This window comes from Sporosarcina sp. BP05 (assembly GCF_014282005.1).
Lineage (GTDB): Bacteria > Bacillota > Bacilli > Bacillales_A > Planococcaceae > Sporosarcina.
Genome location: NZ_JACFTD010000004.1, coordinates 147,520 through 160,174, shown reverse-complemented (window position 1 = coordinate 160,174; position 12,655 = coordinate 147,520). Strand labels below are relative to the sequence as shown.

Below are 12,655 nucleotides of genomic sequence, written 5' to 3'. Positions count from 1 at the left end.
CAATCAATTGGCTATTGAAAATATTTTAATGCCACAACTCGGTGAAAGTGTGACAGAAGGCACAATCGAGAAATGGCTTGTCAAACCGGGCGATACAGTTAACAAATATGATTCACTTGCAGAAGTAACTACTGACAAAGTAACAGCTGAAGTACCTTCTTCATTTGCAGGTGTCATCAAGGAATTGATCGCACAAGAGGGAGAGACGCTTGCAGTTGGAGCACTTGTTTGTACGATTGAAACTGAAGGTGGTGGAACTGCGGAAGTGGCAGTAGAAGCGGTACCAGCTAAAGCAGAACCTGCAAACGAAATACCTGCAGCTGGTTCTGGGAAACCGACTTCATCTTTGAATAGCGAAAAAGGAGCAGCAGCAGGACGTTATTCTCCTGCAGTACTTCGTCTATCACAGGATAATGGCATTGATTTGTCACTTGTGGAAGGTTCAGGAAAAGAAGGGCGCATCACGCGTAAAGATTTGCTCGCTATCATCGAGAGTGGCAACATTCCGACAGCAGCAGTAGCTTCTGTAGCGCCAGTTGTGGAAACAGCAGCTTCGGCGCCGGTTACACAGGCAGCACCTGCACCTAAAGCAGTGGAGCAAGTCAATGTACCGGTTGCAGTAGGCGATATCGAAATCCCTGTTACAGGCGTGCGACGTGCAATTGCCAGCAATATGCTGCGTTCGAAACACGAAGCACCACACGCATGGATGATGATTGAAGTCGATGTTACGAGTCTTGTTCAATACCGCGATTCCCTGAAAAATGATTTCAAAAAGAAGGAAGGCTTCAACCTGACTTACTTTGCATTCTTCGTGAAGGCAGTATCTCAGGCATTGAAAGAATTCCCGATGATGAACTCGATGTGGGCCGGCGACAAAATCATTCAGAAAAAAGACATCAATATTTCCATCGCAGTGGCGACGGAAGATTCCCTTTACGTTCCAGTCATCAACAATGCTGATGAAAAAACAATCAAAGGCATTGGCCGTGATATTCAGGAACTTGCGGGTAAAGTACGTTCAGGTAAACTGAAATCATCCGAAATGCAAGGCGGTACATTCACTGTGAATAATACCGGTTCTTTCGGATCTGTACAGTCAATGGGCATCATTAATCACCCGCAAGCGGCAATACTACAAGTTGAATCAATCGTTAAACGTCCTGTTGTGATGGCGGGCGGCATGATTGGTGTGCGTGATATGGTGAACTTATGTCTATCACTTGATCACCGTGTTCTTGACGGTCTCGTCTGCGGTCAATTCCTTGCACGCGTAAAAGCGATTCTTGAAAATGTAACTGCAGAAAATACATCTATCTACTAATCAAAATTGTAAACCCCAGTGCCTTAAAATATAGCACTGGGGTTTATTTTACCTTTCAACAAATGCGCAAGTCGGGTAAACTAGTAATAGATTGATTATTTTGAGGAGGGAAGCGCAAAATATGACTATACATAACATGCAAACAACAACATTCGAAAAAGCTGGTTTCGAACAATGGAAAGCAGCCGCTGTCCAGTCATTGAAAGGCAAGCCTTTCGATTCGCTTGTTACGAAAACGATTGAAGGGATTGACCTTCAGCCATTATATACGCAGGAAAGCCTTGCGAAACGTGCACAGCAAATTCGTACGGCAAAAAAAGAGACAGGCTGGATTGTTGGACAGCAACAATATGCTACCGATGGACAACAGTTCGTCGCTGAATTAAAGAATTCGATTGAACGTGGCAATGAAGCGATTGTTTGCGATGGTACAAAACAACTTCACTGGGATGAGCCTTCTCTCGCTGAAATCGCCCAACTTATGAAGCAATATCCGATTTTCATTACAAATATGAAGCATGATAACTCATTTCTGCAAGCGTTTTCCCTTGTTCCAGAAGCGGACCGTTCCTCCGTAAACGGTGCGATTTGTGTATCCGGCTGGATCATTCCAACTGGATACACAAACGTCCGGACAGCCAGCGCAGATATGTGGGAAGCACATCACAAAGGGGCGGATGCAGTGACTGAACTTGCATTAGTCCTCGCAAATGCAGCCAATCAAGCGTCAATAGCGGCCAACTTTAGCGATTTTTCCGATGACTTTTTTGTTCGATTTGCGGTTGATACGCATTTCTTTATGGAAATTTCAAAATTCCGCGCGTTTCGTATTCTGTGGCAAGCATTCAGTTCTGCATATGGGATAGCTGAAGCACCTTATATTCCGATCATTGCAACGACATCGTTGCGTTCTTACTCGAAACTAGATCCATATGTTAACGTATTGCGGGCTGGAAATGAGACATTTGCCGCGGTTCTTGGCGGCGCTGACGTCATTACAGTCCACCCACACAATATTATTACTGGACCGACAAGCAGTTCTGTACGTATGGCACGTAATATTCAACTCGTTATTAAAGAAGAAACCCATGCTGATAAAGTTATCGACCCTGCAGGCGGTTCTTATTACATGGAAACGTTGACGTCTGAACTTGTTGATAAAGCATGGACACTCTTTTTGGAAATCCAGTCTATAGGCGGCTATGATGCATTCATTACCAGTGGCCAGTTAGGGAAATTGCTTGAACAACGCAGGGGTGACGTTTCGAAAGGGAAACAGTCGTTGATTGGTACAAATGTTTACGCTGAATTGACAGATACGAACTTTACTGATTGGGAAGGCTTCCAGATTGAAGGACGTCTTGCAGAACCTTTCGAAAAATTAGCTGCAATGCATAAAGATAGCACGACACGAATTGCATTATTGACGTTCGGTGAGTTAAAAGATTTCAAACCACGTGCAGATTTCGTCAGAGGCTTTCTAGCGACAGGCGGTATGCGTGCTCAATGGAGTCCTACATTCGATAATGCACAACAAGCTGTTTCATGGCTTACGGATGAAAAGCCTGATTATGCAATTGTTTGTGCAACAACTTCACTTACTGAAACTGTAATGGAACAATTGTTGGCAGGACGTCCTAAAGAACTTATCTTAGATGCAGCAGGAAAGTATGACTCTGCTCTTTCGGAAACGTGGCTTAATGCTGGTTTAAATGGCTTCATTTTCGCGGGTCAAGATAAAGTTGGAAAACTGATAGCAATAAACGTTAAATTGAAAGGAGGCCAGACTAATGAACAAGCCTGATTTCAACAAAGTAGACGTGCAGCAGATTGCTCGAAATACGATAGAAACAGCAAACCAGTCAGGAAAACTTTTTAGAACAAATGAAGGTATCGACGTTAAAACGATTTATACAGATAAAGACACGAAGAAACTTGATCATTTGACTGATTTACCTGGTATCGCGCCAAATACAAGGGGTCCCTATCCGACGATGTTCGTTTCACGACCGTGGACCGTTCGACAATACGCCGGATTTTCAACCGCAGAAGAAAGTAATGCATTTTATCGCCGAAATTTGGCAATGGGGCAAAAAGGATTATCGGTCGCATTCGATCTTGCAACTCACCGCGGATATGACTCCGATCATCCACGTGTGACTGGTGATGTCGGAAAAGCAGGCGTAGCAATTGATTCAGTTGAAGATATGAAAATCCTATTTGACGGTATTCCACTCGATCAGATGTCTGTGTCTATGACGATGAATGGTGCAGTTCTTCCGATTATGGCGTTTTACATCGTTGCAGCTGAGGAACAAGGTGTGTCACCTGAAAAGCTTGCAGGTACAATTCAAAATGATATTTTGAAAGAGTATATGGTAAGAAATACGTATATTTTCCCTCCTGAAATGTCAATGAAAATCATTGCGGATATTTTTGATTATACGTCTACTAAAATGCCGAAATTTAACTCAATTTCTATTTCGGGCTATCATATGCAAGAAGCGGGCGCAACGGCGGATATCGAACTTGCTTATACGCTTGCAGATGGTCTTGAATATGTACGGACAGGTTTGAAAGCGGGCATTGATATCGATTCATTCGCACCTAGACTATCGTTTTTCTGGGCGGTTGGCATGAATTACTTCATGGAAGTCGCAAAAATGCGCGCGGCAAGGAAAATGTGGGCGCAAATGATGCAGACGTTTGAACCGAAAAATCCCAAGTCACTTGCGCTTCGTACACATTCGCAAACGTCAGGCTGGAGTTTGACGGAACAAGATCCGTTCAACAATATAACGCGAACATTAATTGAAGCGAACGCTGCAGCGATGGGGCATACGCAATCACTCCATACAAATGCGCTTGACGAAGCAATTGCATTACCGACAGATTTCTCCGCACGTATTGCGAGGAATACGCAATTGTTCTTGCAAGAAGAAACGATGATGACAAAGGTGATTGATCCATGGGGTGGTTCATACTACGTTGAAAAATTGACTGATGAGTTGATGGATAAAGCTTGGGAATTAATTGCGGAAATTGAAGAACTTGGTGGCATGGCGAAAGCGATTGAAACTGGGCTGCCGAAAATGAAAATTGAAGAAGCGGCAGCAAAACGCCAGGCTCAAATTGACTCACGTGCAGAATCAATTATCGGAGTGAATAAATACCGTCTAGATACTGAAGATCCAATCGATATTTTGAACATCGACAATACGCTGGTACGCCAGAAACAAATCGATCGCATCAATCAGATGAAATCAGACCGAGACGAAACGGAAGTGACGACTATCCTTGCTGAGTTGACCGAAATTGCACGCAGTGGCGACGGTAATCTACTGGCGTGTGCCGTTAATGCAGCACGTGCACGTGCAACAATCGGTGAAATTTCAGATGCGATTGAAAGTGTGTCAGGTAGACATAAGGCGGTGATTCGTTCTGTGAGTGGCGTATACAGTTCGAATTTCTCGAACACAGAAGAAATTGACGAAGTGAAAATGATGGCGGAAGATTTCCTAGGGAATGAAGGCCGTCGTCCACGTATCCTTATCGCAAAAATGGGACAAGACGGCCATGATCGCGGTGCGAAAGTGATCGCTTCCTCATTTGCGGATCTTGGTTTTGATGTTGACATCGGACCATTATTCCAAACGCCCGAAGAAACGGCTCTGCAAGCCGCTGAAAATGATGTACACGTAATCGGAGTAAGTTCACTTGCAGCAGGGCATAAGACACTTGTACCGACGTTGCGTGAAGAGCTTGCCAAAATTGGTCGAGAAGATATTCTGATTGTTGTCGGTGGGGTTATACCTGCACAAGATTACGCATTTCTGCGTGAAAATGGGGCGGCGGCAATTTTCGGTCCTGGAACCGTCATTCCAGTCGCCGCGCAAAAAGTTATTGAAGAAATCTATCGCAGGCTTGGTTACGAGGAAGTGGCGGATTGAAAGACAACAACCGTTTAACTGATGACAGTGCGTTGAATGTGATGGGTGGGATTACGTCCTCACATGATGGTCTGGCAGCAACGGCGCGGAAACGATTTGTGAAAAAGGGTCGCGAAATCCCGGTTGAAGAGTTGACGGAAAAGATAGCGAGTGGATCTCGACTTCATCTTGCAAAGGGAATTACACTTCTTGAAAGCATCATTCTTAATGATAAAGTTGCCGGTCAACAGCTTTTGCTCAATCTGTTGCCGAAAACGGGCAATAGCATTCGGATTGGCATCACTGGCGTTCCAGGTGCGGGGAAAAGCACGTTCATCGAAGCATTTGGCCTAATGCTAGCGAATGCAGGCCAAAAAGTGGCGGTGCTCGCTATAGATCCGAGTTCTACTGTAACGGGCGGCAGTATCCTAGGCGATAAAACGCGGATGGAAGAACTTGCGAGGCATCCGAACGCGTTCATTCGCCCTTCACCGTCGGCAGGTACACTTGGCGGTGTTCACAAAAAATCGCGCGAAACGATGTTACTTTGTGAAGCAGCTGGTTATGATGTTATTTTGATTGAAACGGTAGGAGTCGGGCAAAGTGAAACGGTTGTCCGCGGAATGGTCGATTATTTCATGTTGCTCGTGCTAACTGGTGCCGGAGATGAATTGCAAGGGATGAAAAAAGGGATTATGGAGCTGGCAGATGGTGTTGTTGTTCACAAAGCTGATGGTGATAATTTGAGGCTAGCGAAGAAGACAGTACGAGAATATCGCCAGCTTCTTCACTTCCTTCAGCCTGCATCACCCGGTTGGACTTCGACTGCACTACCTGTTTCATCAATCAAAAATACTGGGCTCGAAGAAGTTTGGGAAATGATAGTATCATTCCAAGAAACAATGGATGGTGGAGGATTTTGGGACGAACGCAGGCAGTCACAGACGAAAGATTGGTTCCGTTCCATGATTAATGATCGGCTTATTGACACCTTTTTTGCTGAGCCTGGAAAGAAAGAAGTAGTTGCGGAACTTGAGAAAGCGTTAGTCGAAGGAAGTCTAACGGTGACGAGTGCAGTGGATTGCCTGTTTGGATAAAACACTGAGGCACGGGGAAGTCGCTCAATATCTATTGTTAAATGAAAATACAATGCCAACTAAAATGAAGATCAGACAACTACGCAAATGTCTGATCTTTTTTTGTTGGCCTTGGAATGATTATCGTAATAATGTTGAACCATGTATTAAAAGTGCGACTCTTGGTAAAAGCAGAATAGTGGATTATCGCAAAGATTCATCCACTATCTCATGAATTTTTTCGGGTTTTAAAAGTGATGAAACAGAATCCTCAGTTTGTTGGGTAAGTGCAGAGCCAGCAAGTCCTAATTGACAAGCTCGCAACAGTGATTCTTCGTTCATGAGCCCATATATTGCGCATGAAGAAAACGCATCACTAGCCCCCGTGACATCAACAACTTCAGTCTTGAATGGTGATATATGTCCAGATTCTTGTGGGGAAGAATAATAAACCCCTTGATCATGAAGCCTAATAATAACTTTTTGAACGCCGCGTGTTCTAATTTTTTCACAGACAGTTTGGCAATCCTCAAAAGAAGAGATTTTCGTATCAGCTAGCATTTCTGCTTCTTCTTGATTAAGTAGCAATAATTCTACTCCTTCAAGATGAAAGGGAAGTTTTTGCGCCTTGGCCGAAGAAATTGGATCAATGTATAATGGAATACTTTCATCTTTGCAACGATTAATTAAATAATTTATGCAATCCTTAGAGATATTTGTGTCCAAAAAAACGGCTTGTGAGGCAACTATATAAGACCATTTCTCTTCAATCATAGGAATAGTTATTTTCTCGTAGATGTTCATATCGGCCATGGAGACAATCATTTCACCATTAACATCCAATAAAGTGGTATAAGTTCCTGTCCGTTCTGTCTGTAAAACCCATACTTGACTGACATCTACTCCTTGGTTTTTCGTTTCCCTCAGTATCCAGTTACCTTCCTTGTCGTCTCCCACACAAGTCATAAGAGAAGTGTTATACCCAAGCCGACTTAAATTTTCGGCAAAGTTTCGTGCAACACCACCACAAACTTCAGTTGTTACTACAGGATTGGATGAATACAAATGCACTTCTTGATTCGATCGTGCTTTTCGATCTGTATTTGCTCCCCCGATACACACGATTGAAGATTCTTCTTGAAGAATATAGGCGCGCCCTTTGATTTCGCCGCGTTTTGTCAGGGTAGCAATATAGTTAGCTACTGCCGAACGTGATAAACCAACCTTATTTGATAGTTCTTGCTGCGAAATGAAAGGGTTTATTCTAATATGATGTAAAATTTGATGTTCTTTATTCATTGGAACAACCTCGCTTTTGGTTAAACAATAGTTTACAATGAAAACTATTGTTTGTGATACTTATTTGAAATAACTAAAAAAGAATTTATGGATGTTAAGAATTCCGTTAATAACCCGGAAATTAAGGTTTCGTGTATAAAAAAATCCTTTATTTAGGAATTGGTAGTCTTGTCCAAATCCAATATAAAGGAAACCTAATACAACAATCATACACCATTATTATCGTTTGGTAAATGCACTTCATCCATAAATATACAAAAATACAGGAGGGAATAAAACAATGAAAATGTGGTTATACCCTTTGTTGGTAGTTTTAGCAGCTAGTAGTTATGGTTTAGTATCAACTATTATTAAGCTCGCAATACAAAGTGGTTTTTCGGTCTCAGAAGCAATTACAAGCCAATTTTTTATAGGATTTTGTATAGCAATATGTATTTTCCTTCTAACAAATAGAGCCAAAATAAGCTTTAATGGGGTTAGAATTCTTATTTTGGCGGGAGGATTAACAGGATTGACGAATATTTTTTATGGGCGTTCTTTAATCTATTTACCCGCTTCTTTAGCGGTAGTACTTCTGTTTCAATTTACATGGATAGGTATGTTGATTTCTTGTATAGCTAAACGGCAACTACCAAGTCGAATCGAATTTATTTCGTTATTCGTCTTGTTTGCAGGGACAATACCCGCCGCAGGTCTGATTGATGTAGATTTAACACAGATACCTATACAAGGTTGGTTATGGGGATTAACTGCAGCACTTTGTTTTTCTTTATTTTTATTTGTTAATAGCAAGCCGATTAAGAGTATGAACACCTCTAACAGGTTACTATTGGTTTCCTTTTTTGCATTTATAACGACAGCTGTTTTTCAGTCCCCAGAGATCATTTGGAATGGAACTCTGTTTAGTGAGGGACTCTGGGTATATGGTTTGGCATTGGGATTATTCGGTATGATCATCCCGGTTTATTTATTTACTATTGCAGTTCCTAAAGTTGGATTGGGTATGTCGTCAATATTGAGTGCATTTGAATTGCCAATTGCGGTAATGGTATCAGTATTATTATTAAGCGAGATTGTTACACCATTACAAATAGTGGGTATAGTAATCATTATTATGGGTATAATTTTACCAACAGTCTTTAATAAAAAATTATAGATTCAAAATGAAGATTTTAAGCATTTGAAATGTAATCGCTATAGAAAAGACCTCATCCAATATGACAAAAAGGGTGGGGTATTTTTATGTTGACAACCTTTAAATAAGTCGTATAATAAACATATGTTCATTAAGTAAACTTTTGTTTCCGAGGAAATAAAGGAGGTGTAATAAAATCGCTAATGAAAATGAGGATTTAATTTTAGGGATGATTATAGAAAACCCACCTATTATATGCGTGGGAGGGGCTAATGTAGACAGAAAACTCTATGCAAAATTTGAACTTACTAATGAAACGTCTAACCCAGTAATATCTTCTCGAACGATTGGAGGAGTAGCAAGAAATATAGCTGAAAATCTAGGTAGACTGGGTGAGCAAGTTGCATTAATTTCAGCAAGTGGTAACGATTTAGAATGGAAAGAGATTTATGACATATCGTCTCCTTTTATGAATTTAGAGCATGTTACCCAATTTGAAAATGCATCAACTGGTTCCTATACAGCAGTGTTAGATAGGAATGGCGATTTATCAGTTGCATTTGCAGATATGGATATTTTTGAAGAGATTACCCCTGAGTTATTGAAAAAAAACAGTACTATTCTTAGAAGTGCTAAATGTATTATAGTTGATTTGAATTGCCCTGTTGAATCGATTGAATTTCTTTGTTCATTCACAACTACGCATAATATTCCATTAGTTATCATCCCTGTTTCGTCTCCAAAAATGAACCGACTTCCCAAAACATTGAGTTCGGTAAGTTGGCTAATTGTCAATAAAGATGAAACGGAAACTTTTATGAATATTAAAATTAGTGATGATAAGGATTGGGAAAGTGCAGTTGATAAATGGTTAGAGCTAGGAGTTAAAAATGTAATTGTAACTAACGGATCAAAAGGTGTATTTACAGGTAGTGAAGGTGGCGAGATTCGTTATTTCCCAGCTATCGAAGAATCAACGGTTGTAGATGTTACAGGTGCAGGTGATTCATTTTGTTCGGCAGTTATCTATTCCTGGTTACAAAAGAAAGAATTTGATTACATTATTAAATCCGGATTGGTCAATGCCCGGAAAACAATTTTGTCAAAGCATACAGTTAGACAAGAATTATCACAAAATCAATTTAAAATAGATATGGAGGAAATTTAATATGAAAAATTATATTGTTTTATCAAAAGAAGTACAACAGGCAAAAGAGGAAGGGAAAGCAATTGTGGCATTAGAGTCTACAATTATTTCTCACGGTATGCCTTATCCTCAAAACGTGAAAATGGCACGCGAGGTTGAACAAATTGTACGTGAAAACGGAGCTGTCCCGGCAACAATTGCTATTATTGATGGGAAAATAAAAATTGGTTTAACAGATGAAGAGCTGGAGTTATTTGGTAAGAGTTCAGATGTTGCTAAAGTGTCAAGACGCGACTTACCACAAATTATTGCTACGAAAAAACTTGGTGCAACGACTGTTGCAACAACAATGATCTGCGCAGAATTAGTAGATATCAAAATCTTTGTAACAGGCGGTATTGGTGGAGTTCATAAAGGTGCGGAAACTACAATGGATATTTCGGCTGACCTTGAAGAATTAGCTCAAACTGACGTAGCTGTAGTTTGTGCAGGAGCTAAATCAATCCTAGATCTAGCGCTTACTTTAGAATACCTTGAAACAAAAGGGGTTCCTGTGCTTGGCTACGAAACAGAGTGCCTACCAGCATTCTATACAAGAAATAGTGAATATAAATTAAACTTCTCTACTGATTCAATTGATGTAATTGCAGATGTGTTGAAAACTAAATGGGAATTAAATCTTAAAGGTGGGGTAGTAGTAGCTAACCCAATCCCTAAAGAATTCGCCATGGATGAAGCATATATCAATGGAATTATTGACCAAGCAATTAAAGAAGCAGCAGAAAATAATATTATTGGTAAAGATACTACACCATTCTTGCTCGGGAAAATTAAAGAATTAACAGATGGTAAAAGCCTAGATGTAAATATTGAATTAGTAAAACACAATGCTAAAGTAGGAGCCCAAATTGCAGTTAATTTAAACAGCAAAACTAACGAACAATAAAATTAATACTTAAGGCAAGCTAAGTTCCAATAATATTAGTTCACTCCATATAGTTCCTTTTCGTATTTACAAAAATATGAAAAGGAACTAATATTTTCAGGTAATTGAAAGCGCTAACATTAAAGGGGAGTATTTACATGAAGTTTTTGTTCTTAATATCTGGGATTTTACTTGCTTTTTTTATTGCGTTTATATTTAGTAATGATAGAAAGAAGATAAAATATAAACGTATTCTGATTATGTTAGCTGTGCAAATCGTTTTAGTATACTTCATGATGAATACTAGTATAGGTCTTATTGCCATTACTAAAGTTGGCAAGTTTTTTGAAAAATTGCTCGCTATTGCTGATACAGGAATTCAATTTGTATTTGGTGGTCTCGTGAATGAAGGTGAAATATCGTTTATATTTGTAGCGCTATTACCTCTAGTATTCCTATCCGTCCTAATAGGAATACTAAATTATATCAAAGTATTACCATTCGTTATTAAATACTTAGGTTTAATTTTAAGTAAAATAACTGGTATGGGTAAACTTGAAAGCTATTTTGCTGTATCTACTGCTATTCTTGGACAACCTGAAGTATTTTTGACAATTATTAAACAAATCCCGCTTTTATCTCCAAAAAGACTTTACACAATTTGTACTTCGGCAATGAGTGCAGTAAGTATGGCGATGGTTGGCGCTTATATGACGATGTTAGAACCGAAATATGTTGTAACAGCTGTTGTTTTGAATATTTTTAGTGCACTCATAATTGCTAATATTATTAATCCCTATGATTTAGATAATGATGAGGATTTAATTCAAATTGATGAAAATAAGAGAGTTCCTTTTTTCCAAATGGTTGGAGATAGCATAATGGATGGTTTTAAACTAGTTGTTACCGTAGCTGCTATGCTCTTAGGATTTATTGCTTTGATGGAATTGATTAATGTGATTTTTCAAGGTGTATTTCAAATTTCATTCCAAACAGTTATTGGTTATATCTTTGCACCAATCGCATTCTTGATGGGTGTTCCATGGGCAGAAGCCGTACTGGCCGGTGGAATTATGGCTACAAAACTTGTTACTAATGAATTTGTTGCAATGTTGAGTTTTGGTGAAATTTCAACAAAACTTTCAGATAAAACAGTAGCAATTGTATCGGTTTATTTGGTTAGCTTTGCAAATTTTGGAACTGTTGGTATTATTGCAGGTTCAATTAAGTCTATTAGTGAAAAACAAGGTCATTATGTTTCGAAATTTGCTTTAAAACTGTTGTTAGGTGCAACACTAGCCTCTGTAATTTCAGCAACTATCATTGGTATTGCTATGTAAGTTTATATCAGAAAACACATTTACAAAGATGGATTCCTATAGTTTTGAAATCCGGCAACTACATGTCACCCTTTTGCTTTACTTGGTTTTTATAGCTAGTTAAAAGTTGACTGATTGGCTTGAATATATATACCCTCAAAAACGTTCAATTCAATTTTGGGGGCAAAGTTAATCAGATATGATCAACAACTGAATCCAGATGTCTGTTTGTATATATTAAACAAATATATGGGTAACCTGGCCAAACCAAACCAAACCAAACCAAACCAAACCAAACCAAACCTCATTTCCTGGCCGCTTTCGCATGCTTTCATTTTGATGGACATGTACCTGTACCTGCGTATAAAATTATTCGGAAAATATATTTCAAATAGATAGAAGAAAGTAAGAATTCGGCTGTATTATGTGGGTGATCTCTTTTTTTGTATATTTATCCTCTTTGACTTTAAAATATGGGATCCAGTCATAGATTAATCTTTA

Annotated in this window: 9 protein-coding genes; 8 read left to right on the top strand and 1 reads right to left on the bottom strand. The window is 39.5% G+C overall.

Annotated features, from left to right (window positions below; genetic code table 11):
* The first annotated feature begins 7 nt into the window (after window positions 1-7).
* The 4 genes from H2672_RS06735 (at window position 8) to meaB (ending at window position 6,350) form a co-directional block, all read left to right on the top strand.
* Window positions 8-1,324: a dihydrolipoamide acetyltransferase family protein gene (locus tag H2672_RS06735; RefSeq protein ID WP_186670535.1), complete on the top strand. Its 1,317-nt coding sequence runs from the start codon at window positions 8-10 to the stop codon at window positions 1,322-1,324.
* A gap of 121 nt (window positions 1,325-1,445) precedes the next feature.
* A complete protein-coding gene (locus tag H2672_RS06730) occupies window positions 1,446-3,128 on the top strand; it encodes a methylmalonyl-CoA mutase family protein (RefSeq protein ID WP_186670534.1) in 1,683 nt (560 codons plus the stop codon).
* Window positions 3,115-5,274, top strand: coding sequence for a methylmalonyl-CoA mutase (gene scpA, locus H2672_RS06725; RefSeq protein WP_186670533.1), 2,160 nt, complete (start codon window positions 3,115-3,117; stop codon window positions 5,272-5,274). The genes H2672_RS06730 and scpA overlap by 14 nt, the downstream gene beginning before the upstream one ends.
* Before the next feature lie 41 nt (window positions 5,275-5,315).
* Entirely contained in the window at window positions 5,316-6,350 is a 1,035-nt protein-coding gene (meaB, locus tag H2672_RS06720; protein ID WP_186670650.1) for a methylmalonyl Co-A mutase-associated GTPase MeaB, read from the top strand.
* Between the two features lie 183 nt (window positions 6,351-6,533).
* Here meaB and H2672_RS06715 read toward each other — a convergent pair whose 3' ends face one another.
* A complete protein-coding gene (locus H2672_RS06715) occupies window positions 6,534-7,628 on the bottom strand; it encodes a carbohydrate kinase (protein WP_186670532.1) in 1,095 nt (364 codons plus the stop codon).
* Window positions 7,629-7,914: 286 nt separating this feature from the next.
* Between H2672_RS06715 and H2672_RS06710 the strand changes: the two genes are divergently transcribed.
* The 4 genes from H2672_RS06710 (at window position 7,915) to H2672_RS06695 (ending at window position 12,175) form a co-directional block, all read left to right on the top strand.
* Window positions 7,915-8,784 (top strand): EamA family transporter, encoded by an 870-nt coding sequence (locus H2672_RS06710; protein WP_186670649.1) that lies wholly within the window; start codon window positions 7,915-7,917, stop codon window positions 8,782-8,784.
* Between the two features lie 208 nt (window positions 8,785-8,992).
* On the top strand, window positions 8,993-9,931 hold the full coding sequence (locus H2672_RS06705) for a carbohydrate kinase family protein (RefSeq protein WP_186670531.1): 939 nt from the start codon (window positions 8,993-8,995) through the stop codon (window positions 9,929-9,931).
* 1 nt (window position 9,932) lies between these two features.
* Window positions 9,933-10,856: a pseudouridine-5'-phosphate glycosidase gene (locus H2672_RS06700; RefSeq protein ID WP_186670530.1), complete on the top strand. Its 924-nt coding sequence runs from the start codon at window positions 9,933-9,935 to the stop codon at window positions 10,854-10,856.
* Between the two features lie 137 nt (window positions 10,857-10,993).
* A complete protein-coding gene (locus H2672_RS06695) occupies window positions 10,994-12,175 on the top strand; it encodes a NupC/NupG family nucleoside CNT transporter (RefSeq protein WP_186670529.1) in 1,182 nt (393 codons plus the stop codon).
* The last annotated feature ends 480 nt before the right edge of the window (window positions 12,176-12,655 follow it).

Bases quoted from the DNA above. Each gene is read 5' to 3' on its own strand.
- meaB (WP_186670650.1), top strand. From the start codon at position 5,316: ATGGGTGGGATTACGTCCTCACATGATGGTCTGGCAGCAACGGCGCGG.
- scpA (WP_186670533.1), top strand. From the start codon at position 3,115: ATGAACAAGCCTGATTTCAACAAAGTAGACGTGCAGCAGATTGCTCGA.
- H2672_RS06705 (WP_186670531.1), top strand. From the start codon at position 8,993: ATGATTATAGAAAACCCACCTATTATATGCGTGGGAGGGGCTAATGTA.
- H2672_RS06730 (WP_186670534.1), top strand. From the start codon at position 1,446: ATGACTATACATAACATGCAAACAACAACATTCGAAAAAGCTGGTTTC.
- H2672_RS06695 (WP_186670529.1), top strand. From the start codon at position 10,994: ATGAAGTTTTTGTTCTTAATATCTGGGATTTTACTTGCTTTTTTTATT.
- H2672_RS06700 (WP_186670530.1), top strand. From the start codon at position 9,933: ATGAAAAATTATATTGTTTTATCAAAAGAAGTACAACAGGCAAAAGAG.
- H2672_RS06715 (WP_186670532.1), bottom strand. From the start codon at position 7,628: ATGAATAAAGAACATCAAATTTTACATCATATTAGAATAAACCCTTTC.
- H2672_RS06710 (WP_186670649.1), top strand. From the start codon at position 7,915: ATGTGGTTATACCCTTTGTTGGTAGTTTTAGCAGCTAGTAGTTATGGT.